The following is a 26,491-nucleotide window of genomic DNA, read 5'->3' on the forward strand; positions in this document are numbered from 1 at the left end:
CGCAATCCTTCTTTCCGGTTTGATGCAATGAAACGCAGGACCTTGCTCGCCGCGCTGTTGGGCGGCGCTTGTCTGAACCTCGTGAGCCCCGGCGCGCGCGCGCGGCCCGCCGTGCCGCGCCGCGTGATCGTGCTCGACTGGTGCCTGGCCGAGCTGACGCTCGCGCTCGGTGTGGTGCCGGTGGGGATGGCGAACACGCCGGGCTTCCGGCGATATTTCACGGCCTGTCCGGTGCCGGATTCCGTGGTCGATCTGGGCCTGATGTTCCAGCCCAACATGGAGTTGATGCTGGCGCTCAAGCCCGACCTCATTGTCATCACGCCCGCGCATGCGTCGCTGCGCGGCGCGCTTGAGCGTCTCGCGCCGACCGTCACGCTCGGCCAGTTTCGCGCAAGCCCGGCGCCGTATACGGGGGCCTGCGAGGAGACGATGCGGCTCGCGCAACTGTTCGGCCGCGAGGCGCAAGGCGAAGCCGCCGTGGCGCAATCGCGGCGCGCGATCGCCCAGGCGCGCGCGCGGCTCGATGCGCTGCCCGCATATGCGAACGCACGCGGCGACGCGCCCCTGTACGTGGCGCGCTTCATCGACGAATCGCGTTTGCGCGTGTTCGGCACGCATAGCCTCTTTGGCGAGTTGCTCGCGCAACTGGGCCTGCGCAATGCGTGGGACGGCGCGGCGGCCGCGGCGATGATCGGCTTCGACGCGCTCGACGCCGATCCGCGCGCAACGCTCGTGTACGTGAAGCCGCTGCCCGCCATGACCGCGATGATGATGCGCACGAGCCGCGTCTGGCAGGCCATGCCGTTCGCGCGCGCGGGCCGCATGACCGGCATGGCCGAGGTGCCGCCCGAGGGCGGCATCCTGAGCGCGGCGTATTTCGCGCACGCGCTCGTCGATGCCCTGGCTGCGTTGCCTGCCACGCTGCCTGCCGCACAAGCTTCGGAGGCCGCATGAGGGATGCCATGACCCGGCCGTTCGTGGCGATGCGCCGCACGCCGCTCGTGCCTGTGTGCGCGCTGTTCGCCATCGCGGCGCTGTTGTTCGCGCAGCACCTGGACGCACGGCTCCCGCCCGCGCTGTGGTGGCAATCGCTCGTTGCGCCAGCGCCCGGCGACGTGACGCAACTGCTGGTGCACTACAGCGATTTTCCGCGCGTCGCCGTCACGCTGCTGTGCGGCGCCGCGCTCGGTCTCGCGGGCGTCGCGACGCAGCAGGTGCTGCGCAATCCGCTCGCCGAACCGATGACGCTCGGCATCTTCTCGGGCGCGTGGCTGGCGCTCGCGCTCGCCACCGTCTACGCGCCGTTCCTGCTCGCCGGCGGCCGCGACGCGGTCGCGCTCGCGGGCGGCGCGGCGGCGCTGGCCGCCGTGTTCGCGCTGGCGGCGCGGCGCGGCATGTCGCCGCTCGCGCTGATCCTCGCGGGCATGATCGTGAACCTCTGCGGCGGCGCGTTCTGTCTCGCGCTCGCGATCTCGCACTACGACCTGTTGAGCGGCCTGCTGGTCTGGGGCGGCGGCTCGTTCGCACAGCACGACTGGCGCGTGGCGGTCTCGCTCGCCTTGCGCTTCGCGCCGTGTGCGCTGTTGCTGCTGCTGTTGCTGCGGCCGTTGGCCGTGTTCGATCTCGGCGAGACGGTGGCGTCGAGCCTGGGCGTCTCGCTGCGCGCCACACGCGGCATCACGCTCGGGCTCACGCTGCTGATCGCGGCCTTCGTGGTGAGCGCCGTGGGCGTGATCGGCTTCGTCGGCCTGGCGGCGCCCGCCGTTGCGCGGCTCGCGGGCGCGCGCCGCCTGCGCGAGCGCGTGATCTGGTCGCCGCTGATCGGCGCGGCGCTGCTATGGCTTGCCGATCAGCTCGCGCAACACGGCGCGGCGCGCTTCGGCATGGCGATCCCCACCGGCGCGATCACGACGCTGATCGGCGCGCCGCTTTTGCTCGCGATGCTGCGCCGCCTGCGCGGCCGTCCCGATCTCGCGCAAACGCCCACACAGCCCGGCGCGCCGCTTTCGCCGCGCGGCCTGCGCATCGCGGCGCTCGCGAGTGCGGCGGCGCTGGCCGCAGTCGTGCTGTTTTCGCTCACGCTCGGGCGCGGCCTCGATGGCTGGCATCTGAGCGATGCACACGAAGCCGCCGCGCTGCTGTTCCTGCGCCTGCCGCATGTCGTGGCGGCGGCCGGCGTGGGCGTGCTGCTCGCGCTCTCGGGCGGCATCGTGCAGCGCATGACCGGCAATCCGATGGCGAGTCCCGATCTGCTCGGCATCTCGGCGGGCGGTGCGCTCGGGTTGACGGGCGCGCTCTTTCTCACCGCGCATCCGGGCCTGCCGACCTTCCTCGCGTGGTGCGCGGCCGGCTCGATGCTCACGCTCTGCGCGCTCGTGCTGATCGCGCGTGCCTCGTCGTTTTCGCCCGCCACGCTGATCCTCGCGGGCATGACGCTGAGCGCGGCGTTCCAGGCCGTCTCCGTGATCGCCGTTTCGAGCGGCGATCCGCGCGTGATCATTCTCTACAACCTGCTGGCGGGCTCGACCTACAACGTCGGGCCGTGGATGGCCGCGCTGGTGGCCGCCTGCGCGCTGCTTGCGCTCGCGGCCGTGCCGCTGTGCCGCCGCTGGCTCGAAATCCTGCCGCTCGGCGACGCGGTCTCGGCCGGGCTCGGCGTGCGTATTGCCGGCGCGCGCCTGGGTCTGCTGATGCTGAGCGCGTTGTTGAGCGCCGTGGCGACGCTCGTGATCGGGCCGCTTTCGTTCATCGGCCTGATGGCGCCGCATATGGCGCGCATGCTCGGCATCCGTCGCGCCATGCCCATGCTGTTCGTCGCCGCCGCGTTCGGCGCGACGCTCATGATCGGCTCGGACTGGCTCGGGCGCTGGGTGCTGTTCCCGCAGGAAATGCCGGCCGGCGTGATGGCCACGCTGCTCGGCGGACTCTATCTGATCCTCACAATGTTCCGGAGACCGGCGCCAGACCGGCCCGGTTCCTGACGCACCGTCTCAAGGAACCTCATGTCTTTGCTCCTGAAGCTCGCACGCCATTCACGCTGGACCTTGTGCGTGGCACTCGTCACCAGTCTCATCAGCGGCTTCGGCAATGCCGGCCTGGTCGCGCTCATCAATCAGGCGCTGTCGGCTTCGGCGGCGCAACTCGCGCAGCTCGGCTGGCAGTTCTTCGCGCTCGGCGTGGTCGTGCTCGCCACGCGCACGGTGTCGCAGACGCTCTTCATGGGGCTCGGCCAGCGCGCCAAGGCGAGCCTGCGCATGCAGACGATCCGGCGTCTGGGCGACGCCTCGTTTCGTCACCTGGAGCAGCAGGGCGCGGCGCGCTCGCTCGCCGTGCTCACGCAGGATCTCGACGCCATCGTGATGCTGTTCGTGCGCATGCCCGCGCTCGCCATGCAAAGCGCGGTCATCGTCGGCTGTCTCGCTTATCTGAGCGTGCTGTCGTGGCAGATTCTGCTGGTGGCGATCGTGACGATCGGGATCGGCGCGGCGGGCTTTCGCGTCGCCAACGGCCGAGCGCTCTTTCACCTGCGCGCGTCGCGCCAGCGCGAGGACGATCTGGTGCGCCACTTCCGCGCGCTGTTCGACGGCGCCAAGGAACTCAAGCTGCATCGCCTGCGCCGCGCCGCATTCATCGACAGCACGCTTTCCACCAACGTGGAAGCGGTGCGCGTGCAGCGTACGCGCGGCTACGTGCTCTACGCGGCGGCGGCGAGCTGGGGCAGCTTCATCCTGTTCGCCTTCATCGGCATCACGCTGTTCGTGGTCGCGCGCGTGCTTCCCATGAGTTCGCACGTGATGTCGGGTTACGCGATGGTGTTTCTCTACATGATCATGCCGATCGAGTCGCTGCTGTCGGCGATTCCGAACATCGGCACCGCGCGCGTAGCGCTGGAGCGCATCGAGGCGGTGAACGCCGAACTGCCGCTCGAAAACGGCCTCGACGCGCCGGAGAAGCGCGCATTCGGGAGCATCGTGCTCGACGGCGTCACGCATCGCTACTTTCGCGAGAAAGAGAACGACGTGTTCACGCTCGGGCCGGTCAGTCTCACGTTCGAGCCGGGCGAACTGGTCTATCTGATCGGCGGCAACGGCAGCGGCAAGACCACGCTCGCGAAGCTGATCGTGGGCCTCTATGCGCCCGAAAGCGGACGCATCGTGCTCGACGGCGTGCCGTTGGGCGAGGCCGATCGTGATAGTTATCGACAGCTTTTTTCGGTGGTGTTCAGCGACTTCTTCCTGTTCGACAACCTGCTTGGCATGCGTTTCGACGGGCTGGACCAGACGGCGCAAGACCTGCTCGTGCATCTGCAACTCGATCACAAGGTCAGCATCAAGGACGGTGTGTTCTCCACGCTCGAACTGTCGCAGGGGCAGCGCAAGCGCCTCGCGCTGCTGGTGGCGTACCTGGAAGACCGGCCGTTCTATCTGTTCGACGAATGGGCCGCCGATCAGGACCCGCTCTTCAAGGAGGTGTTCTATCGCAAGCTGTTGCCGGGGTTGAAGGCGAAGGGAAAAACCGTAGTGGTCATTACGCACGACGACCGCTATTTCCATCTTGCCGATCGCTATATCAAGCTCGAATACGGTCAGCTTGTGCAAACCGGCGCGGGTGCCGGCGAAGTGACGCAAGCGAGGCCCGCCGCACATTGATTCGCTATGCAAATAAATAATCGACGCCGAGAATTTTGCCAATGAATTTGCCGACGAGTTTGTCAACGAATTTGCCAACGAATGTGCCCACGACGCTTTCGCACGATGGCGACGCGCAGGCGCTTTTCACCCTGGAGGGCGTTGCGTTCGAGGCGGGTGGCCGCACGCTGCTCAAGCCCCTGTCGCTGACGCTCGCGAAGCACCGGATGTACGGTCTGATCGGCCACAACGGCTCGGGCAAATCGACGCTCGTGAAGCTGCTCGCGCGCCAGCAGCAGCCCGCCGCAGGCATGCTCGCGTTCGCGGGCCGGCCGCTGGCGCAGTGGGAAAGCCGTGCGTTCGCGCGCAAGGTCGCTTATCTGCCGCAGCAACTGCCCGCCGCCGACGGCATGACCGTGCGCGAACTGGTTGCGCTCGGCCGCTATCCGTGGCACGGCGCGCTCGGCCGCTTTTCGCGCACCGACGCGCAGAAAGTGCTCGCGGCGATGGAGCAGACCGACGTGGTGCGTTTCGCCGATCGCGCCGTGGACAGCCTGTCGGGCGGCGAGCGCCAGCGCGCGTGGCTCGCGATGCTGGTCGCGCAGGACAGCGATTGCCTGCTGCTCGACGAACCGATCTCCGCGCTCGACATCGCGCACCAGATCGACGTGCTCGCGCTCGTTCGGCGGCTGAGCGAGGAGCGCGGCATCGGCGTGGTGGTGGTGCTGCACGACATCAACATGGCGGGCCGCTTCTGCGACGAACTCATCGCGCTCAAGGGCGGCAGCCTGCTCGCGCACGGCCCGTCCGCCGAGTTGATGCGCGCCGATACGCTCAGCGCGATCTACGGCATTCCAATGGGCATCGTTGCGCATCCGGACGGCGGCATGCCGATCAGCTTCGCGCATTGATGGAAAGCCCTGTGTGTCACGGTTGCGACCGGCGCGGCGCGAGACTCGACCCGTGGGCGCGGCAAGCCACCTGACAGCATGAAAGGCCTTGAACCGCTTTCACGCGCAACTATGCTGTAAGAGTCGAAGCGGGCACGCGAAACGCGTCGAACGCTCAGACGCAAAGATCAGACTAATAGGCCCGGGTGAACCACTGACCCGATCGGGGCGCCAGGCCAAAAACGACCAACGGCAATGGTGTGAATCATGCATTTCGTTCGTGCGTGGCTGGTAACGGGGCTCCTGGGTGTGGCGCTGTGCGCGTGCAGTGCAACGTGCGCCGCCGCTGCGCCGGCACGGCCGGCGGCGTCGGCTCCCGCGGCGTCGGCTCCGGCGTCGTCGCCATTGGCGGCTTCCGCGCCCGTCCCCGCGAGTGCGCCGCGCCGCATGGATCTGACCAACAAGCCATGGCGTGGCGACTTCGACGCGATGCTCGATCGCCGGGTGATTCGCGTGCTGGTTCCCTACAGTCGCACGCTGTATTTCAATGATCGCGGGCACGAGCGCGGGTTGACCGCGGACTTCGTGCGCGACTTCGAACGGTTCATCAACAAGACCTATGCCGATCGGCTCGGCAAACGCCCGATCACGGTCGTCATGATTCCCACGACGCGTGACCGGCTGCTGCCCGGCCTCGTGGCAGGCGCCGGCGATATCGCCGCCGGCAACCTGACGATCACGCCGGACCGCCAGAAGGTGGTGGACTTCGTCAGCGCCCATGCGCTCAAGCCAACCCGTGAACTGGTGCTGACCGGGCCCAGGTCGCCCGCATTGTCGACGCTCGACGACCTGAGCGGCAAGACCGTGCATGTGCGCCGCTCCAGCAGCTATTACGAGAGCCTGAGCGCGCTGAATGCCCGCTTCCAGAAAGCCGGCAAGCCGCCGATGCGGCTCGTGCTGCTGCCGGATGCGCTCGAAGACGAAGATGCGATGGAAATGCTCAACGTCGGCCTGCTTCAGATCCTCGTGGTCGACGACTGGAAGGCGCGCATGTGGGCGCAGATCCTGCCGCAGATCAAGGTGCACGAGGACATCGCCGTACGCGAGGGCGGTCGAGTCGGCTGGGCCATCCGCAAGCAGAGTCCGCAGTTGCAGGCCGTGGTCAGCAACTTCTACGACAATTTCATCCGGAAGCAAAGCGTGGCGGAGGTCCGCCTGAAGCAGTACATGCAGGGCATCAAGCAGATCCACAACAATACGGAAAGTGCCGAGCTGGCGCGCTTCAAGGCAACCGTGGCCTTCTTCGATAAGTATGGTCACCAATATGGCTTCGACCCGTTAATGCTCGCGGCGCAAGGGTTTCAGGAGTCTCAGCTCAATCAGGATGCGAAGAGTCGCGTGGGCGCGGTCGGCATCATGCAACTGATGCCGGCCACTGGGAAGGAGCTCAAGGTCGGGGACATCAAGGTCGCGCAGTCGAATATTCACGCGGGGGCGAAGTATCTGGACCAGTTGATGACACGTTACTTCCAGGATGCCCATTTCTCGGAAGTGAACCGGCCGCTGTTTGCCTTCGCCAGCTATAACGCCGGACCCGGCACCATCGCAAAGATGCGCAAACTGGCTGCGGAGCGCGGCCTGAATCCTGACGTCTGGTTCAACAATGTTGAAATCGTGGTAGCCGAGAAGGTCGGCATGGAGACGACCACGTATGTCCGGAACATCTTCAAGTATTACGCTTCGTATCGCCTTCTCCAGCAAGCGCAGGCGCAGCGCGCCCGTGCCGTTCAACAACTGAGTGGCTGAACGCGCTTCGCGAAACCCCGGTTGGTCCTGCCCTGAGCGAACCGGCAACGGCTCGCGGAAGGATTTTTCGTGCTCGCTACAATATTCGCGCGCCTGAAACGTCTTCAGGGGCATGGCACGACCCAACCCGCACCCGATGACCGACCGAGACAGCGACATTACGGCGACCGTGGTGCGTGAGCGCACGAGGCTCGTCAATTTTATCCGGCGCCGAATCGGCGACCCGGACGATGCCGAGGACATCCTTCAGGACGTGTTCTCCGAATTTGTGCAGGCGTACCGGCTGCCCGCTCCGATCGAGCAGGCGAGCGCGTGGCTGTTTCGTGCCGCGCGCAACCGCATCATCGACCGCTTTCGCAAGAAAAAAGAGCTGCCGCTGGTGGACCTCGACGGGGACGAGGAGGAAGCCGGCAGCGAGTACCGCCTCGACCTGGCCCTGCCCGCGCACGATGCGGGCCCCGACGCCCTGTACGCGCGCGCGGTGCTGCTCGAGGCGTTGCAGAATGCGCTCGACGAGTTGCCGCCGAATCAACGCGAGGTGTTTATCGCGCACGAGCTGGAGGGGCGCGCCTTCAAGGACATGGCCGCGCAAAGCGGCGTCACGCTCAATACGCTGCTCGCGCGCAAGCGCTATGCGGTCTTGCATCTGCGCGCCCGGCTGCAAACCGTTTATGACGAACTGGATATTTAGAGGAGTCGATGGATGAAATTTCGAATCAGATGCGCAGGTAAAGCGCTGCTTGTGGTGGTCGCCATCGGCGTGCTCGGGTGGGTGGTCATGACGTTGTGGAACTGGGTGATTCCAGCGCTATTCGTGGGGGCGCGCGCGATCGACTTCGCGCATGCGCTGGGCCTGCTCGTGTTGAGCCGCATTCTGTTTGGCGGATTCCGCGGGCACGGCGGCGGCTGGCGCGAACGGCGTCACTGGCGCAAATGGGAGGCGATGACGCCCGAAGAACGCGAGCACTTCAAGACGGCATGGCGAACGGGGCGCGGTCCGCGCGCGGGAGACTGACCATGCGCGAGAAATCAACGGGCGACTGCAAACAGCAGCCGGGCGTGATTGCGCCGGTCGTCGATCTGAAACGTTGTGAAGGCAAGGGCGATTGCCTGGCAGTCTGCCCTGAGAACGTGTTCGAGATCCGGCGGATCGATGAGGCCGATTATCTCGGCCTCGGCTGGATGAACCGCCTCAAGCTGCGCGTGCATGGCATGAAAGTCGCCTACACGCCGAACGCGGACGCCTGCCGGTCTTGCGGGCTTTGCGTGACGGCGTGCCCCGAGCGCGCGATCAAGCTCGCCAGAATGGCATCGCGTTAGCCCGGTTTCGCTGTGGGTGGGGCCGATTGACGGAGTGACAATCGGCTATATATGTCAGCATAACTAACGATATTGTCCGGGAAGAAACATGACTTCATCGACCTCCGTTCTTTTGCGGCGGCTTCACGAACAGAGCCAGTCAGAAGTGATGGCCCGCGCACGCGCGCAGTTCCAGGGCCCGAGCGAGGAATGGCTCACGCTCGCCGAGGAATACGAAATGATTGCGCCCAGACTGCGTGGGCGCTTTCTCGAAACGCTCGGGCTGTCGAGCGAAGATTTCGAATCCTCGCAAGGCACGCCGCTATCGTTGGCCGTTTCAGCGGAAACGGGGCGGTTCTTGTACAACATGGTTCTTTCGCACAGACCGGCTCGAATTCTCGAGCTAGGCAGTTCCTGCGGTGTGTCCACGCTGTATCTTGCTGACGCCCTGCGCACATTGGGCCGCGGCACCCTTGTCGCGACCGAGCTCGATGCCGTCAAATGCGCTTATCTTCGATCCCACGTCAAAGCGGCGGGCGTGGACGCCTGGGTCGACCTGCACGAGGGCGATGTTTTCCAGACCGTCGCCGAACTCGACGGCGCGTTCGACATGGTGTTTATCGACGTATGGGCCGATGCGTATCTGAAGCTGTTCAGGCAGATCGAGCGCCTGCTACGCCCGGGAACCATCGTGCTCGCCGACAACATGTACACGGCCGAGGACGCGGTTCGGCCTTACAAGCACTACCTCGACAACGACCCGCGCTTTTCGACCACCACGCTGGACTTTGAATCAGGCGTCGAATTTACCGTCGTCGTTTCCTGAGCGCACGAACGTTCGAGTCACGCCGGGTCACCCGGCGGGCAACGATACATTCCATGTTCGCCTCGTTGGAGGGTCGGGTACGCACCTCGCGTTATCAAACCGGTGCAAAGCATGCGGCGGCGCCTCGCGAATCCATAAAAAAACCGCATTGCCAGCGGAGATTTTCGTCTATTCTTTCAGTGGGGTTACTTGAGTTCCCGCTGATCGCCGACCATACTCCCTGTCTACCTGCTCGCCGGACGTCGGCCCGTGATCTGCCTGCTGTATCCATTACTTTGTTTGCAGTCCTTTGTATATCAACAGGACGCGGTGCGTCTGGACGAACCGCGCGTGCCAGAAGGTACACGAGGTGAACACCATGTCTTCCTTCGACCAGTTGCTCCTGCAAACCATTCAGACGCCGGGATTGTTGTCGCCCGACGTGCCGCTCGATGAGGAGCGCAAGCTTTTCGAGAGCGAACACCCCGAACCGCCTTTGCTCGTGCTCGACGTCGCACCGATTTCCGACCGCGCGATCAACATGATCATCGCCTTCGAGGTGACGAGCGAAGCTGCGTATAACAGGCTTTATCAGCACCCGATCTGGCCGAAGGGCAACTCGGGCGTGACGATCGGCATCGGATACGACCTCGGCTACACGAGCGCCGCGCAGCTTGCGAAAGACTGGACGGCGTCGCTCGGCGCGGCGGCCGTCGCGACACTCACGCCGGCATGCGGCAAAACGGGAGCGGCGGCCAGCCAGATCCTGGCGCAGACCAAAGGCGTGACCGTGCCGTTCGCGGCGGCGAACGCGGTTTTCCGGCAGACCGACGTACCGCGCTACACGTCGCGCACGCTCGGGGCGCTGCCGCCAGCCGCGGCCAACCTGAATCCCGATTGCCTCGGCGCCCTGGTGTCGCTCGTGTACAACCGTGGTGCATCGTTCAACGCCGCGGGCGATCGCTACACCGAGATGCGCGCAATCAGCAGTGACATCCAGAATCAGAAGTTAGCGGACATTCCCGCCCAGATTCGCTCGATGAAGCGTTTGTGGGCCGGAGATCCGAATATGGCCGGCCTCGTGCAGCGACGTGAGCTGGAGGCCGTGCTGTTCGAAGAGGGGCTTGCCGCGTGAGTGAAGTGCGAGGCCCCCGCGCAGACAGAACGCGAAGGAGACCACGATGCCGATCCGCAACATTCCCGGTAGCGATATTGCCTATTACCTGATCCTGTTCGACGAGAACGGCCGCGAGCGTGCCGAAGCCGACGGCACGATGCTCAGCGCCGCGGTCATGGCGCGTCTCGCGGCGGCCGATGATCCGGTCACCGACGTGTTCGTGTGCAGCCACGGCTGGCAAGGCGATGTGCCGGCGGCGATCGATCAGTACGATCGCTGGATTGGCGCGATGGCGCAGTGCGAGGCGGACCTCGCCGCCATGGAAGCGCGCAATCCGGCCTTCAATCCGATGGTGATCGGCGTGCACTGGCCGAGCCTGCCGTGGGGCATGGAGACCGTACCCGCGAGCGCCGCCGGTGCTGCGTCGCCGGCCGGTGTGCTGTCGACCGGCGCGGACGCCGCCAGCCGTGACGCGATCGACACGCTGGCCGGGCAACTGGGCGCCGACGCCGACGCACGAGAAGCGCTGCAACGCATCTTCGATTTTGCGGACGGCGCAAGCGACACGAACCTGCCGGGCGATGTGCTGGCGGACTTCGAGACGCTATTCACCGCTTCGAAACTGCGCACGGGCAGTGCCGCCGGCCGGCCGGGCGCCGATCAGGACGGCTTCGATCCGCAGGCGATCGTCGACGCGGTCGCTCCGCAGGCCGCGACGGCAGCGGTGCCCGGCGGTGCGGGTGCAGGCGCGGCGGCCCCGCATGTGCTCGGGATCGTGGGCGCGCTCAAGGATGCGGTGCTCGCGCCGCTGCGGCAACTCTCGTTCTGGAAGATGAAGGACCGCGCCCGCACGTTCGGCGAAGGCGGCGCGCACGCGCTGCTCGGCGCGATGCAGAACGCCAGCGCCAACGCGCGCTTTCACCTGATGGGGCACAGCTTCGGCTGCATCGTTGTCTCGGGCATGATCGCCGGAGAGATCACGACGGGCGCTGAAACGCCGATTCCGGCGCTGCACCGTCCCATTGATTCGCTATTCCTCGTGCAGGGCGCACTGTCGTTGTGGTCGTTTGCGGCCGATGTGCCGTTTGCGCCGGGCACGCCGGGTTACTTCTCGCGCATCCTCGACGGCGCGCTTGTTTGCGGGCCGCTGCTCACGACGCAGTCGAGCTGGGACACCGCCGTCGGCAAGTTCTATCCGCTCGGCGCGGCGGCGAAGGGCCAATTTCTGCTGGGCGCCGATGCATTTCCGAAGTACGGCGGCGTCGGTGCGTTCGGCATTCAGGGCGCGCCCGAAACGGTGGCGTTGACGCTCGGCGCGATCGACGCGCGCTACGACTTCAGCGACGCGCACGTATTCAACTTCGACGCGAGCGGCGTGATCCGCAACGGCAGCGGCCCGGCCGGTGCGCATAGCGACATCGCGCATCCCGAGGTCGCGCATGCGTTCTGGTCGGCGGCGCTCGAAGGCGCGTCGGCGGATGGGGCGGCCGCGGCTGCCGCCGAGCCTGCCAAGCCCGTCGCGCCGCCGGCTGCGCATCCGCCTTTGGGCGCGTTGCCGCCGCGACGCGGCCTGCTCGACATCGAGGACACGTTGCCGTCTCCCGCCGGCGTGGCGGACGTGCAGCGCGGCGGGCTGCTCGATATCGCGGATGCGCCGCCTGCCGATATGGCTGCGGATGGCGCCGCGTCGTCAGGCGCCGCCGCACCGGCCGCACCGGCCGCATCGCCGCCGCCACCACCGCCACCACCGGCGGCCATGGCCGCCGCGCCCGGCAGCGCGCCCGCGCCCGCCGCAACGTCACGCTGGATCAATGCCGAATTCGAGGACATGGAGCCCGCCGATCCGCTCGTCAAAGGGCAGTGGCATACGCTCGCCTTCGGCGTGGACGTGACCGCGCACCACGACGCGCCGGTCAGCGTGCCGTTCGCGGAGCGCGGCGTGTTCGGGCCCGACGATGCCACCGTCGTGCTCACGGTGCAGATCGACACCGACGACTTCGACATTTCGGGGAAGACGGGCTTGATGCGCATACCGCCCACGGGCAAGGGCTATTCGAAGGCGCGCTTCGACATCGCGCCGCGCAAGGACGGACCGTGCGCGCTGAAAGCGACCATCCTGAAGGACGGCCAGTTCATCCAGCAGATCGACCTGGTTTTCGAGGTGGGATCGGCGGCGGCCCCGGCCGTGCAGGTCGCCACGCGCGGCCGCGGACTCGACGGCCTTGCCGTGCTACAGCCGCGCGACCTGAGCCTGCAAATTTATCCGGGCGCGGCGGGCGATTACGAATGCGTGCTGTGCGGCGCGGTCGCGACGCACGTGCGCCTGCCGGTCAACGCCGCATTGATCGACGCCTATATCCGCAGCGCGCGCGACAGCCTCATGAAAGTCGTCATGTACCGGGACGCGGGCGGCAACTACGTGTTTCAGAGCGGCATCGACGCGACACAGGATGCGCTCGACAAGGCATTGCCGATCATGGCGGACGCGGGCGCGCTCCTGCTGAGCACGCTTTTCTATGGTCCCGGCGCGGGCGACGACGTGCGCGCCGTCGGCAACGCGTTGCGGCAACTCGGCACGCGTGCCGACCTGCGGCTGAAGATCCAGATCGTGGCGCAGACGCTGCCGGTGCCGTGGCCGCTGCTGTACCTCGGCGACGTGAGCGGCGACGTACCGTATAGCTGGGACAATTTTCTCGGCATGCGGCACATCATCGAGCAAATCCCGTTGCAGAATCCGATGGCGGTGACCGAGCCGGAGATCACGAGCACGCCGAGCCTGAACGTGAGCCTGAATTTTCATGCGGGCATCGATGCGCAAATGGGCGTCGACGTGGTCGCCTCGCAGCGCGCGTTCTGGCAGGGGCGCGCGGGCACGACCATCGAAGACCGCGAGAGCGGCGACGATTTCATCAAGGCGCTGCGTCAGGCGCAAACGCCCGATCAGATCCTCTATCTCTATTGCCACGCGGTCTCGAAGGGGTTGACCGATCCTGGCGGCCCAGGCGCGTCCTGCATCGAGCTCACCGACCGCCTTGTGAGCCTCAACGATCTGAAGCTGCGCGCGCCGACCGACACGCGACTGGCCGGCAAGCCGCTCGTGTTCATCAACGCGTGCGAGTCGGCGGAAATGTCGTCGACGTTCTATGACGGGTTCGCACCGTACTTCATGGACAAGGGCGCGCGCGGCGTGATCGGCACCGAGTGCAAGACGCCGGCACTCTTCGCGAAGGCGTGGGCCAACCGTTTCTTCGAGGAATTCCTGGCGGGCAAAGCGTTAGGCAACGTCATGCTCGGCCTGCGCGACGAGTTCCTGAAAGCGCATTTCAACCCGCTGGGCCTGCTTTACGCCGTGCATTGCGACGCCGACACGCGGATCGATCCCGCGTTGCAGGCGTCGAAGGCGGCGCCTGCGGCGGCTGCCGAAGGCGCAGCGGCGCAGCGTCCCGGCGATGCGAGCGCGAGCGCGGCAGGAGCGGCGGGATGAGCGTCGTCTATGGCCTGGGCGGCGAGCCGGACCCGGCCGCCCCCCCTTCGCCCGCCGCGCCGCGCGACTCGCCGGACGTCGTGGCGCTGCGCGGCGTCTCGCTCGGCCAGCATCATCCGGTATTGACGAACCCCGGGTTGCGCGACCCGGCGCAAGCCGACGCGTCGAACGCATCCACCGTGTCCAACGCGCCGCTGCGCATCGAGGTCATCAACGCCGACCTGAAATTCGTCGACGAGGCTGTGATGTGCGGCCACTATCGCGGCAGCGTCCTGGCCGGCGCGGAGTGCGTGCTCGACTGGCTGGTGGGCCGCGCGATGAGCACGTCGATCCGGCTCGGGCGCTATCCCCAGGCGCTCAAGGCGCAACAGGTCTTCGTCAACGCGTCGGTCGATCGCGTCAATCCGCTGCGCAGCATGCCGCGTCCGGCGGGGGTGATCGTCGTGGGGCTGGGCGACGAGGGGCATCTGCGCGCGAGCGGCCTCGTTAGCGCGGCACGGCTGGGCGTCATCGCCTGGGCGCAACATGTGGCCGAAGAGGCGCGCAGGCGCACGGGCGCGGTCGGCGTGCCCGCGTGGTTCGATCTCGCGGCCACCCTGGTGGGCAGCGGCGGCACCGGCATGTCGCCGGGCCTGGCTGCACGGTCGGTGGCGGAAGGCGTGCTGGAGGCGAGCCGCATGCTCGCTTCGGTGAACTGGCCGAAAGTCGGCACGCTGACGCTGGTCGAACTGTATCTCGACCGCGCCGTCGAAGGCTGGCGCGCCGTGCAACTGCTGAGCGACTCGGCACGCGGCTGCTATGACGTGCAGCATTACGTGCGCATCGGCACCGGCGCGTTGCTGCGTCCGCTGGAATCGAGCTATCGCGGCGCGGACTTCGACCTGATTTCCGCCGCCACGCAGGTCGATCAGGACGGCGCGTCGTCCATCGTGTATACGCTCGACACGCGCCGCGCCCGTACCGAAGTGCGCGCGGTCGCGGCGCAAGGGCGGCTGCTTCAGGAACTCGTCAGCGTGGCGTCGTCGAGCACGTGCAACGACGCGAGCGTCGGGCGCACGTTGTTCAAGCTGCTCGTGCCCGTGGAGATGCGGCCATTGCTCGACGGGTCGAGCGAAATGCAGATCGAGCTCGATTCCGGCACGGCGGCCATTCCGTGGGAACTGCTCGATACGACGCGCGACCTGGAGAGCGCGGATAACACCGGGAGCGGCGGCCACAAGCCCTGGGCGATCCGGACCAAGTTGCTGCGCAAGCTGCGTACGCAGGAGTTTCGCCGCGAGGTGGAGGATACGGGCCGGGAAGCGCCGATCCTGCTGATAGGCGACCCATGCGCCGACGACCGCCGCTATCCGCTCTTGCCGGGCGCGCGGCGCGAAGTGCGCGCGGTGCGCGATCTGTTGACGAACGGGCTTGCCGGGGCGCGCCGCGTGACGACGCTCGTCGCGGAGACGGACACCGCACGCGGCCCCGACGCGCGCCAGGTGGTGGTCAACTTGCTCGACAGCGACTGGGGCGTCGTTCATATCGCGGGGCATGGCCTGCCGGTCACCGACCACCTCGCGGCCGCCGACACCTTTGCGCCCGGGCCGGCGGCTTTTACCGCGCCTGCCGCCATGGCCACGGGCAGCCCAGGCGCGACGCCCGCCGGCGCATCGGCAAACGGCAATGGCGCGGGGCCTGCCGACGCCCGCCCCAACGAAGGGGCCGCCGCCCCGAAAAGCGCCGCCGCGCGCGCGGGCGGCGTGGTGCTCTCGAACGGCGTATTTCTCGGCGCGGACGAATTCGCGAAGATGCAGCGCGTGCCGGAACTCGTGTTCATCAACTGCTGCTATCTGGCGCGCAGCGACCCGGGCAGTCTGCTCGAAGTCGTCGTGCCGCCGCTGAACCGGCCGTACTTCGCCGCGAGCGTGGCCGAGGCCTTGATCCGCATCGGCGTGCGCTGCGTGGTGGCGGCGGGATGGGCCGTCGACGACGTGGCCGCCGCGAAATTCGCCACGAGCTTTTACGACGCGTTGCTCGATCGCCGCCGCTTTCTCGACGCCGTGGCGATCGCGCGCGAAGCCGCTTATTCGCCCGAGAACAACACCTGGGCCGCGTACCAGTGCTATGGCGACCCGGACTGGTATCTGCGTGCGCCGCTGCTGGACCAGGACAGGCCGACGGCCGACGGCGTGCGTCGGCGCGAGTACGCGGAGAAGGCGCTGACCGACCGCTATGCGTGCATCGCCTCCTCGCATGGCCTGATGATCGCCTTGCGGCAGATCCAGACCGAACTGCGCGTGAACAACGCCGATATCGAAGCGGCCAGAGTCCGGCTGGAATTCCTCCATGCGCAGTATGCGCAACCGGCGCCGCACTGGGAGCGCATCGGCGAAGTGGCCGAAGCGTTCGCCGACGCCTGGAAGGAAACCGGCGATCTGGAGCAGGCCGCGAAGTGGTATCAGATGGCGGTCCAGGCCAACGACGGCAGCGCGACACTGCATGCGACCGATCAGTTGGCCTTCACCCAGGTCCGGCTGTCGCTGCACCGTGTGCGGGAGGCTGCGTTCGAGGGCGATGCGGCACGACTGCAAACGGCCGTCGAGGCGGCGCGCAGGATCTACGTGACGACGACCTCGAGTCTCGGGCACCTCGTCACGCTGTACCCGTCGATGGAGCGGCTTGCGCTATGCGGCTCGGCATGCATGCGGCTGGCGATGGTCGAGCGCTTCGCAGGCTGCCGCGACGCGCAACTCGCCGCGATCGCCCAGGCCATGAGCCACTACGCGAGAGCGGAGGCGACAGGCAGCGACACAGGCGATGCCAGGGTGTACTACGTACGTATTCAGCGCTGTGCGATCGAGCTTGTTGCCCATCTCGCCGGGCAACTGGAGCAATACCGCGAGCCCGACTGGAACCTGATCGGCGCGGATTCGCCGGAGGACGATGAGACCGAGCCTGACTTCTGGAGCCGTTCGGCGCGCAGTACGGTCTGGATTTATCAGAGCGTCGCGCACTGCGCGCTGGCGCAAAACATGCAGCAGGTGATGAGCGATCTCGCGGATCTGCACCGCTGCCTGCCTGCCCGCAACAACTGGAGCGCGCTCTACGATCAGTGCGATTTCGTGCTGGCCGAATACGCGCAGGCGTCGGCCAGCCCCGAACGCGACGCGGCCCACTCGCTGCTCACGCAACTGCACGACTGGACCGCGACCGATACGGCACAGGGGCCGTAATGGCCGCGCTCCCGGCATGCGCCGTCAAAGGTCCGGCAACTGGCTGATATAGCTCTTGCTGTGCTGCGCGACGCGATTGCTGAGATCGGGTTCGAGCGAGTCGAGAATCGTGGTGTCGATCTGCGCCTGCGAAGCGTAGTGTGAGAACTGAACGTCCTCCTGCTTCGCCTTGAAAAAGAGCACCTGCGTGACGACGGCGTTGGCCTTGATGACGAAGGCCATCAGCGAGACGACGAAGCTGCCGTCGGGCTCGGTTTGGGCCAGCGCGACCTGAAAACTCGAAGCATTCACGGCCTGCGTCTCGCGGTCGAAGATCGTGATCCAGGGCTTGCTCGTGTCCATGCTGGCGAGCGCGTTGAGCGTCGTGGTGATCAGCGCGAGGGCGCTCACCGCGCCGGGGCCGAGCAATAGCGTCGCGACAGCGAGAATCGCTTCGTGCGTTTCGAATTCGTTCGCCGTGTTGGCGGTGTGAGTCGTCGTGGTTGTCTGCACGAGCCAGCCGATGTTCGCGAGCACGGAGGTGTATTGCTTGTACCAGTCGTCGAGGTCGCCGCCGTCGGGCACCGCGCGGCGCGCAACGAGTTGCGCGAGCAACAGCGAGTTCGTGACGGCGAGCCGGCGCTCGGGCGGCACGCCTTGTGCGAACGTCACGACACCCGAGCCCACGACGACGGCCTGGTCCTTGCTCGCGTCGAAACTGGGCGTGGTGTCGTCGAGCAATAGCGATGCATGCGATTTGTCGACGGGCGGCAGCGTGACACCGAGCAGATACGTACGCGCGGAATCGATCGTTACGTTGGGCATGAGCGGCTCCTGTGTGGAATACGCCTTCTTCGCAATACATCGTAGTGCATGCGTCGAGGGCGTGCAGGAGAATCCTTGTGGAGCACGCGTGTGCGCATGACATCGTCCTTCAATGCCACGCCATCATTCGAGCTTGTCGTGATGCACGCACGCACCCATGCGCCGGCTCGATTCGTTAGCGACGCGCGTCGCGAGTCAGTTGCATGGAGAACGTGAAGCGGTCGGCCGGGTGAATCGACACACTGATCTCGAAGATCTGGTTTGACGAATCCATGTAGCGCCGGATGATCTTCAGCGCGGGCGTGCCCGCATCGACGTTCAGCTCACCGGCGAGCGTCGCGTCGACGGCAACCGCATGGATCTCCTGCTGGATGTGCGCGATCTGCCGCCCGTAGTGCGTTTCGATCAACGAACTAATCAGCGTATTGGGCGCGGCGCGGATCATGTCGCCCACTTCCTTGTAGCCAGGCTCGATATAAACATCCGTCCAGCCGATCGGCTCCCCGGAATTCGCTTCGTCCATTCGCAGGCTTGAAATCTGGAGCCAGCGCGAGCCGCCGACGCAGCCGAGCTCTCGCGCGGTGTCGAGATCCACGACCGTCTGCTGGATGTTGCGGACCACACGCACGTGCGTCGCGCCAAACAGCGCAAGGTCGTCGACGGTCGCGAGCGCCTGATAGGCGCCGGTCGGCCGGCTCGATTCGACACGCGTGCCGACGTTCTTGCGGCGCGACACGAAGCCGAGCTGTTGCAACTCCTGCAACGCGGCGCGCACCGTGTGCCGGCTCGTCCCGAACTGCTCGCACAGTTCGAGTTCCGTGGGCAGCAGCGCCCCGACCTGGTACCGGCCCGAACGGATCGCCTCCGTGAGCTGCCGCGCGATTTCGCTATGTCGAATTTTTGTCGTTCCGGACATGGACTGGCCTTCGGGTAAATGCATAGGGTTTCCCCTCATAGTGACGAGGTGCTGAGGTGCCTACGATGCATATGTTCGGACATGTAGATATGTCCGTTTAAATATAACATATGCCTACCGACATTCACAATATGAGCAGCAGTACCGTCATCGACTCCGTGTTGTTCCGCAACGCATTCGGTACCGCCGAGATGCGCGACGTGTTTTCCGACAAGCGGCTCGTCGCCCGCTATATCGAAGTGGAAGTCGCGCTCGCGCGTGCGCAGGCGCGCTGCGGCGTGATTCCGCGTGAAGCGGCCGATGCCATCGCGGAGTCGGCGCGCATCGAGCGTATCGACTTCGACCTGATGCGCGACGAAACCGATATCGTCGGCTATCCGATCCTGCCGCTCGTGCACCAGTTGGTCCCTATGTGCGGCGAAGCCGGTCGCTATGTTCATTGGGGCGCGACGACCCAGGACATCATGGACACTGCGAACGTGCTCCAGATTCGCGACGCGCTCGCGCTCGTCGAAGCGGATCTGCGTGCCGTGCGCGGCCATCTGGCGGATCTCGCGCAACGCTATCGCGACACGCCGATGGCGGGGCGCACGCATCTCCAGCAGGCGCTGCCGGTGACGTTCGGCTACAAGGCGGGCGTGTGGCTCGCCATGTTCGATCGTCATCAGGAACGCCTGGCTGAACTAAGGAAGCGTGTGCTGCTCGTCGAGTTCGCGGGCGCGGCCGGCACGCTGGCTTCGCTCGGCGACAAAGGGCTCGACGTGCAGCGGGCGCTGGCGGACGAACTCGGCCTCGGCATGCCGGCGACGACGTGGCACGTCGCGCGCGACGGCTTCGCGGAAGCGGTCAACCTGCTCGCGCTGATTACCGGTTCGCTCGGCAAGGTCGCGTACGACCTGATGATCATGGCGTCGACCGAGTTCGCGGAAATCTACGAACCGTTCGTGAAGGGGCGTGGCGCGAGCAGCACGATGCCGCAGAAGCGCAATCCGATCTCCAGCGAACTGATGCTCGCGGCGGCGAAAGCAGTGCGGCAGCATGCAGGCCTGATGATCGACGCGATGGTGCAGGACTTCGAGCGCGCGACGGGGCCGTGGCACGCGGAATGGGTTGCGTTGCCGGAAAGTTTCATCCTGACGGCCGGCGCGCTGAATCAGGCGAAGTTCGCGCTCGGCGGGCTGATCGTCGATACCGCGCAAATGCGCCGCAACCTCGACATCACGAAGGGGCTGATCGTTGCCGAGGCGGTGATGATGGCGCTCGCGCCGGCCATCGGGCGGCAACAGGCGCATGACATCGTCTACGACGCGTGCCGCACGGTAGCCGGGAAGGGCGGCACGCTTGCCGAGGCGCTGATCGCGCTGCCGGCGGTTGCTCAGCACTTCGACCGCGCGGCGATCGAACGGATGACCGATCCCACGAACTATCTCGGCCTCGCGCCGCAGCTCGCGGACCGCGCGGTGGCCCTCTCGCGGGCGATGGACGAGGCGGCCTGATTCGCCGCGTTCGGCCGGGAACCGATCCAACACAAGCAAGGTGATGAACCGATGACCTCAGAATTGAACGGGAGCGGGCGCGCAGTCGATGCGCCGGGCGGTCCCGAGCAGCGTTATTTCGACTGGCTGGCGTCCGGCGAATGGCGCATTCCTCACTGCACGTCGTGCTCGCGTGCGGTGTTCTATCCCCGCATCGTCTGCCCGTTCTGTAGCGGCCGTGCGTTCGACTGGAAACGCCCGAGCGGACTCGGCACGATTTACGCAAGCACGGCGATGCGGCGTCCCGCCGAAGCGGGCGGCGATCTGAACCTGTGCCTCGTCGATCTCGACGAAGGCGTGCGAATGATGTCGCGTGTGGTGGGCGTCGATCCGGGTGCGCCGCGTTGCGGCGAGCGCGTGCGCGCCTTCGTCGACATGACGGGCGACACGCCGCTGGTGCTGTTCCGGCGCGAGGAGAACAACGCATGAGTACGACTTCCCCGTTGCGCGGCGCGGCCGCGATTGCCGGCATCGGTATGGCAGGGCTCGGCGCGGCGCGCGGCTTCAGCGAAATGGAAATCCTGGCCGAAGCCGCCATGAACGCGGTGGCCGACGCCGGGCTCACGATGGCCGATATCGACGGCCTCTGCACGTGCAGCGCGTCGGCCACCATGTGGGCGATGCCGGTGGCCGAGTATCTCGGCATCCGCCCGGCGTTCATCGACAGCACGATGCTCGGCGGGTCGAGCTTCGTCGCGCATCTGTGGCCGGCGATCCATGCGTTGATGGACGGCACCTGCAATGCGGTGCTCGTTTGCTACGGCAGCACGCAGCGCACCGGCAAGGTCGATCGCGCGGCCGTCGGCAAGATGCGCCAGGTGCTCGACCCCCAGCCCTACGAAACGCCATATCAGCCGATGCAGCCGATCAGTGCGTATGCACTGGCCGCGGCGCGCCATATGCACGAATACGGCACGACGCGCGAACAGCTCGCGGAAGTCGCGGTGGCCGCGCGCGAGTGGGCGAGGCTGAATCCGCTCGCGTACTCGCGCGACCCGCTGACGATCGACGACGTGCTGAACGCGCGTCCCGTGTGCGATCCGCTGACCGTGCGCGACTGCTGTCTGCTGACCGACGGCGCGGGCGCGTTCGTCTTGATGCGTGCGGACCGCGCGCGCCACGGTCCGCACAAGCCGACCTACGTGCTGGGCAATGCCACCGAGGTATGGCACCGGCAGATTTCGTCGATGGACGACCTGACGGTGACTGCCGCCAGTGCGTCGGGCCGGCGTGCATTTGAAATGGCGGGCGTCGGCGTGCGCGACGTCGATCTTGCCTGCCTGTACGACGCGTTCACGATCAACGTGATTCTCTTTCTCGAAGACCTCGGTTTCTGTCCGAAGGGCGAGGGCGGGCGTTTCGTGTCGGGCGGCGCGCTGGCGCCAGGCGGCTCGCTCGCCGTGAATACGAACGGCGGCGGCTTATCGTTTGGACACCCAGGCATGTACGGCGTGTTCCTGATCATCGAGGCGGTCACGCAGTTGCGCGGCGATGCAGGCGGGCGCCAGCGGCCGGTGGACATCGCGCTCGTGCACGGCAACGGCGCGACCCTGTCGAGTCAGTCGACCGCCATTCTCGGTTCGGCCGCCGCGTTGTGAACGATGCAATCCATAGGGACGCGAAAGCGATTCTGAAAAGACGGACCAAAAGACAATGATCAACAAGATTGTTCCCACCCTGCGCGATGCCGTGGCGCCGATCACGGACGGCGCGTCGGTGATGGTGGCGGGATTCGGCGACTCGGGGCTGCCATTCGAGCTGCTCGACGCGCTGGTCGAGCACGGCGCGAAAGACCTCACCGTCATCAGCAATAACGCCGGAACGGGCACGAACGGGCTGGCTGCGCTGCTTCTCGCGGGGCGTGTGCGCAAGGTGATCTGCTCGTATCCGAAATCGTCCGGTGCCGACGTGTTCGCCGAGCTGTACAAAGCGAAGCGGGTGGAACTCGAACTGGTGCCGCAGGGCACGCTGATCGAGCGCATGCGCGCGGCGGGCGCGGGGCTCGGCCCGTTTTTCACGCCGACGGGCTACGGTACGCCGATCGCCCAGGGCAAGGAACAGCGTGAATACGACGGCAAGGGCTATGTGCTCGAAGTGCCGCTGCATGCGGACTTCGCGCTGGTGAAGGCCTGTCACGCGGATCGCTGGGGGAACCTGACCTGGCGCCTCGCCTCGCGCGGCTTTGGCCCGGTGATGTGCATGGCGGCGAAGCACGCGATTGCGCAGGTCGACGACATCGTGCCGCTCGGCGCCATTGCGCCGGAGTCGGTGATGACCCCCGGCATTTTTATCGAAGCCATCGTTCAAAAGGAGAGCGGGCGTGGGCGCTGAGAACAGATTGAGCCGGGAGCGCGTTGCCCAGATCATCGCGCAGGACATTGCACCGGGCAGCTATGTGAACCTGGGACTGGGAATTCCCACGCTGGTGGCGCGCTATCTCGATCCCACGAAGGAAATCGTCCTGCACAGCGAGAACGGCATTCTCGGGCTCAGGGATCTGGAGCCGGGGCAGCCGCAGGATCAGGACCTGATCAATGCGAGCAAGGGCTATGTGCAGATGGTCACGGGAACCTCGATCAGCGACCAGTCACTGTCGTTCGCGATGATGCGCGGAGGCCACCTCGACGCGACCGTGCTCGGCGCGTTTCAGGTGTCGAGCAGCGGCGATATCGCGAGCTGGTCTACCGGCGACGACGGCGTGCCCGGCATCGGTGGCGCGATGGACCTCGTCGCCGGCGCGCGGCGTGTGATCGTGGCGATGGAGCATACGACCCGTAAAGGGGAGCCGCGTCTGCTCGACGCCTGCACGTTCCCGCTGACCGGCAAGGGCGTCGTAAGCACGGTCTACACCGACATGGCGATTCTCGACGTGGAGCGCGAGCGCGGTTTCGTGGTCCGCGCGCTTGCACGCGGGATCAGTCGGGAAGCGCTTCAGGCCGCATCCGGCGCGCGCCTCGCGTTCGCGCCAACTGTCGAGACGCTCGACTAGGCGCGCATTGACGAGGGCCGCCGCGCGCAGCGGGCGGCCCACCAGACGAGACTAATAGAGGAGACCCCATTGAGCACGCATCAACTTGCAGACAACCCGAACGACCCGATGGTGGCGTCCGGGCAGCCTTCGGGCACGGCGTTCTCCGCCGAGCAGACGGCATCCGTTTTCCGGAGAGTGGCGGCGCGGCTCGTGCCGTTCCTGTTTCTCTGCTACGTGATCAATTACATCGATCGCGTGAATCTGAGCTTCGCGCATCTGCAACTGCGCACCGATCTGAACCTCTCGGAAGCGGCGTTCGGCTTCGGCGTCGGCATTTTCTTCGTCGGCTATGTGTTGTTCGAAGTGCCGAGCAATCTTCTCATGCGCAAGATCGGCGCGAGAAAGACGATCGGGCGGATCATGATCTTGTGGGGCATCGCGTCGGCCGGGATGATGTTCGTGCAAACGCCAATGCAGTTCTACACGGCGCGCGTCGTACTCGGCATCGCAGAAGCGGGCTTTTTTCCGGGCATCATCTTCTACCTGAGCTCGTGGTTCCCCGACCACTTGCGCGCCCGCATCATCTCGACGTTCGTGCTGGCCATTGCGGTGGCGGGCATCGTCGGCGGCCCGATATCCGGGTGGATACTCTCTTCGACCGAAGGCCTGCACGGCATGCGCAGCTGGCAGTGGCTATTCCTGCTCGAAGGGATCCCGGCGGTGCTTGCCGGACTCTTTGCGCTGGCGTATCTGCCGGATAGTCCCGACCATGCGCGCTGGTTGTCAGCGGCCGAGCGGGAAGCCATTAAAGGCGAGCTCGCGCGCCACCAGGTGGCGGCGGGTGTGACAAAGGCGACGCATCACTTTGGCGAGGCGCTTCGCAATCCGAAGGTTTATATCTGCACGTTGGGCTGGTTTTCGCTCACGTGGGCCGGAAGCATCCTCAATTACTGGGCGCCGGCGATTATCCGCCAGTCGGGCGTGACGGGCGCCTGGCACATCGGCTTGCTGTCCGCGGTGCCGTTCATTGTCGGCGCGATCGGCATGATCCTGTTCTCGCGTCATTCGGACGCGACCGAAGAACGACACTTTCACTTCGGCGCGCTGGCGTCGCTCTCGGCGTTCGGTGCGATCGGCCTCGGACTGTTGCATGGCGACACCGTCATGGCGATTGTGTGCCTTGCCGTGCTGGCGGTCGGTTATTTGTCGTGCGTGGCGATCTTCTGGACCATTCCCACCGGCTTTCTGACCGGGACGGCGGCGGCAGGGGCGATCGCGCTGATCAGCAGCGTTGCCCAGATCGGAGGATTGATCGCGCCGTCTGTCATTGGCTGGATGGCGAGCGTCACGCATCAACTCAGCGCGGGGTCGTACGTTGCTGCCGCGGTGCTGTTCTGCGGAGCGGCCGCGATCATCTCAATCAGGCCACGGTGATCGCCGGTGCACGTTGAACAACGACGAGGAATGAAGGCAATGAAGCCTGTGTTCGATAGTGACTTCGAAATCGGCGTGATCGGAGCCGGGCTGATGGGGCGGGGCATTGCGCAAGTCGCCGCTCAGGCCGGTATCCGCGTGCGGTTGTACGATGCGAAGCCCGGCGCTGCCGTCGAAGCCTGCGGACAGATCAAACACGCATGGGATGCTTTGGTCGACAAGGGGCGGTTGAATCCGCAAGAGGCAGCGCGCTCATGCAACCGGCTCGCGCCAGCCATGCAACTCGAGGAGGTGGCATCGTGCTCCGTTGTTATCGAGGCGATCATCGAATCGCTTCCCGCCAAGCAGGAACTGCTTCGGCGGCTGGAGTCGATCGTGGGCGAGCACTGTGTGCTGGCGACCAATACGTCTTCGTTATTGGTGACGGAAGTCGCCGCAGGGTGCGCGCATCCTGAGCGCGTGGCCGGGCTGCACTTTTTCAGCCCCGTGCCGCGCATGAAAATCGCCGAGGTCATTGACGGCGTGCGAACCGCGCCGTGGGTCTGCGATCGTCTCGTCGACCTCGTTCGCCGGATCGGACACGAGCCTGTTCGCGCGAAGGACAGCCCGGGCTTTATCGCCAATCATGCGGGCAGGGGCTACGGCCCCGAAGCGTTGCGCATTGCGTCCGAAGGCGTCGCGGATTTCGCCGTGATCGACGAGATTCTCCGTGACGCGTGTGGGTTCCGCATGGGGCCTTTCGAACTGTTCGACCTGACCGGTCTCGATGTGTCGCATGTCGCCGGGGAATCGATTTATCGGCAGTTTTACGAGGAGCCGCGGTTTCAGCCTTCGCTGATCACGCGTCAGCGCCTGGCGGGCGGGCTGCTCGGGCGAAAGACGCGGCGGGGCTTTTACGAGTACGACGAAAGCGGCAGGCGCAACCCTGGCGTACCCGCGAGCGCGCCCGCGCTTCGCGACATTCCGGTTTGGGTCGAGGCAGGCGACACGTCCGGCCACGATGCGATACGCGCGTTGGCGCGCGCGTCGAACGTCCATCTGGAAGCGGGCGAAAAGCCCTCCGCCGGGGCTTTGGCCATCCTGCTTCCCATTGGCGAAGACGCGACGGCGGCTTGCGTTCGCCAGCAAACCGACCCGCGCCATACGGTGGCGGTCGACCCGCTATTCCTGGACCGGCGCCGCACGGTGATGCTCACGCCGGTCACGGACGCCTTGTTTCGCGATCAGGCGAAGGCCATTCTGGCGACAGACGGAATACCTGTTTCGGTGATCAACGATAGTCCCGGTTTTGTCACGCAGCGAATCTGCGCGTCGATCGTGAATGTGGCGTGCAATATGGCGCAGCAGCGCATCGCGTCGCCTTCCGATATCGACAACACGGTAAAGCTGGCCCTGGCGTATCCACAAGGACCGTTTGCGCTTGGCGATTCGCTTGGCGCGAAGGGGGTGTTGCGGATTCTTGAGGCGCTGCACGAACGTTACCGCGAGCCGCGTTATCGACCCAGCCCCTGGTTGTCGAGACGAGCCGCGCTCGGTATTCCGCTTGCTACGCCTGAAGCCAGCACCTGATTGCGCATGCCGCACGGC

At 66.0% G+C, this 26,491-nt stretch carries 21 protein-coding genes; 19 read left to right on the top strand and 2 right to left on the bottom strand.

Annotation, left to right across the window (positions count from 1 at the left end):
• Positions 1–27 precede the first annotated feature (27 nt).
• From C7402_RS24675 to C7402_RS24730, 12 genes are all read left to right on the top strand, one after another.
• Positions 28–954 carry an ABC transporter substrate-binding protein gene (locus C7402_RS24675; protein ID WP_116612499.1) on the top strand — a complete coding sequence of 309 codons (927 nt, stop codon included), beginning with the start codon at positions 28–30 and terminating at the stop codon, positions 952–954.
• Positions 955–962: 8 nt separating this feature from the next.
• The gene (gene fhuB, locus C7402_RS24680; RefSeq protein WP_116612500.1) at positions 963–2,981 is read left to right on the top strand and encodes a Fe(3+)-hydroxamate ABC transporter permease FhuB; all 2,019 of its coding nucleotides are present in this window, start codon (positions 963–965) and stop codon (positions 2,979–2,981) included.
• A gap of 21 nt (positions 2,982–3,002) precedes the next feature.
• Entirely contained in the window at positions 3,003–4,649 is a 1,647-nt protein-coding gene (locus tag C7402_RS24685; RefSeq protein ID WP_116612501.1) for a cyclic peptide export ABC transporter, read from the top strand.
• A gap of 83 nt (positions 4,650–4,732) precedes the next feature.
• Entirely contained in the window at positions 4,733–5,539 is an 807-nt protein-coding gene (locus C7402_RS24690; RefSeq protein WP_244314931.1) for an ATP-binding cassette domain-containing protein, read from the top strand.
• Positions 5,540–5,785: 246 nt separating this feature from the next.
• Positions 5,786–7,324, top strand: coding sequence for an MltF family protein (locus tag C7402_RS24695; protein WP_116612503.1), 1,539 nt, complete (start codon positions 5,786–5,788; stop codon positions 7,322–7,324).
• Between the two features lie 136 nt (positions 7,325–7,460).
• Entirely contained in the window at positions 7,461–8,015 is a 555-nt protein-coding gene (locus tag C7402_RS24700) for an RNA polymerase sigma factor (protein ID WP_116612504.1), read from the top strand.
• 12 nt (positions 8,016–8,027) lie between these two features.
• Positions 8,028–8,339 (top strand): hypothetical protein, encoded by a 312-nt coding sequence (locus tag C7402_RS24705; protein WP_116612505.1) that lies wholly within the window; start codon positions 8,028–8,030, stop codon positions 8,337–8,339.
• A 2-nt stretch (positions 8,340–8,341) separates the two neighbouring features.
• On the top strand, positions 8,342–8,644 hold the full coding sequence (locus C7402_RS24710) for a 4Fe-4S dicluster domain-containing protein (protein ID WP_116612506.1): 303 nt from the start codon (positions 8,342–8,344) through the stop codon (positions 8,642–8,644).
• Between the two features lie 88 nt (positions 8,645–8,732).
• Entirely contained in the window at positions 8,733–9,449 is a 717-nt protein-coding gene (locus tag C7402_RS24715; protein WP_116612507.1) for an O-methyltransferase, read from the top strand.
• Between the two features lie 358 nt (positions 9,450–9,807).
• Complete coding sequence (locus tag C7402_RS24720) at positions 9,808–10,563, top strand: lysozyme family protein (RefSeq protein ID WP_116612508.1); 756 nt, start codon at positions 9,808–9,810, stop codon at positions 10,561–10,563.
• 46 nt (positions 10,564–10,609) lie between these two features.
• Positions 10,610–14,029, top strand: coding sequence for a CHAT domain-containing protein (locus tag C7402_RS24725; protein WP_116612509.1), 3,420 nt, complete (start codon positions 10,610–10,612; stop codon positions 14,027–14,029).
• Positions 14,026–17,244 (top strand): CHAT domain-containing protein, encoded by a 3,219-nt coding sequence (locus C7402_RS24730; protein ID WP_116612510.1) that lies wholly within the window; start codon positions 14,026–14,028, stop codon positions 17,242–17,244. Before C7402_RS24725 ends, C7402_RS24730 begins: the two co-directional genes overlap by 4 nt.
• Positions 17,245–17,268: 24 nt before the next feature.
• On the opposite strand, the gene C7402_RS24735 is transcribed toward C7402_RS24730, so the two are convergent.
• Complete coding sequence (locus C7402_RS24735) at positions 17,269–18,048, bottom strand: hypothetical protein (protein WP_112177936.1); 780 nt, start codon at positions 18,046–18,048, stop codon at positions 17,269–17,271.
• A 175-nt stretch (positions 18,049–18,223) separates the two neighbouring features.
• Entirely contained in the window at positions 18,224–18,988 is a 765-nt protein-coding gene (locus C7402_RS24740) for a GntR family transcriptional regulator (RefSeq protein ID WP_244314932.1), read from the bottom strand.
• Positions 18,989–19,095: 107 nt separating this feature from the next.
• Here C7402_RS24740 and C7402_RS24745 point away from each other — a divergent pair, with 107 nt between their 5' ends.
• From C7402_RS24745 to C7402_RS24775, 7 genes are all read left to right on the top strand, one after another.
• Entirely contained in the window at positions 19,096–20,460 is a 1,365-nt protein-coding gene (locus C7402_RS24745) for a class-II fumarase/aspartase family protein (RefSeq protein ID WP_112177934.1), read from the top strand.
• Positions 20,461–20,511: 51 nt separating this feature from the next.
• On the top strand, positions 20,512–20,928 hold the full coding sequence (locus C7402_RS24750) for a Zn-ribbon domain-containing OB-fold protein (RefSeq protein ID WP_116612511.1): 417 nt from the start codon (positions 20,512–20,514) through the stop codon (positions 20,926–20,928).
• Positions 20,925–22,097 (top strand): acetyl-CoA acetyltransferase, encoded by a 1,173-nt coding sequence (locus tag C7402_RS24755; RefSeq protein ID WP_116612512.1) that lies wholly within the window; start codon positions 20,925–20,927, stop codon positions 22,095–22,097. Before C7402_RS24750 ends, C7402_RS24755 begins: the two co-directional genes overlap by 4 nt.
• A 55-nt stretch (positions 22,098–22,152) precedes the next feature.
• Positions 22,153–22,830 (top strand): 3-oxoacid CoA-transferase subunit A, encoded by a 678-nt coding sequence (locus C7402_RS24760; RefSeq protein WP_116612513.1) that lies wholly within the window; start codon positions 22,153–22,155, stop codon positions 22,828–22,830.
• Positions 22,820–23,488, top strand: a complete 669-nt coding sequence (locus C7402_RS24765; RefSeq protein WP_112177930.1) for a 3-oxoacid CoA-transferase subunit B — start codon at positions 22,820–22,822, stop codon at positions 23,486–23,488. The genes C7402_RS24760 and C7402_RS24765 overlap by 11 nt, the downstream gene beginning before the upstream one ends.
• Before the next feature lie 69 nt (positions 23,489–23,557).
• Positions 23,558–24,904, top strand: a complete 1,347-nt coding sequence (locus C7402_RS24770; RefSeq protein WP_224044070.1) for an MFS transporter — start codon at positions 23,558–23,560, stop codon at positions 24,902–24,904.
• Positions 24,905–24,943: 39 nt separating this feature from the next.
• Positions 24,944–26,473, top strand: coding sequence for a 3-hydroxyacyl-CoA dehydrogenase (locus C7402_RS24775; protein WP_116612514.1), 1,530 nt, complete (start codon positions 24,944–24,946; stop codon positions 26,471–26,473).
• Positions 26,474–26,491: the final 18 nt, after the last annotated feature.

The sequence above is a fragment of the Paraburkholderia unamae genome, assembly GCF_003096875.1.
GTDB classification, from domain to species: domain Bacteria; phylum Pseudomonadota; class Gammaproteobacteria; order Burkholderiales; family Burkholderiaceae; genus Paraburkholderia; species Paraburkholderia unamae.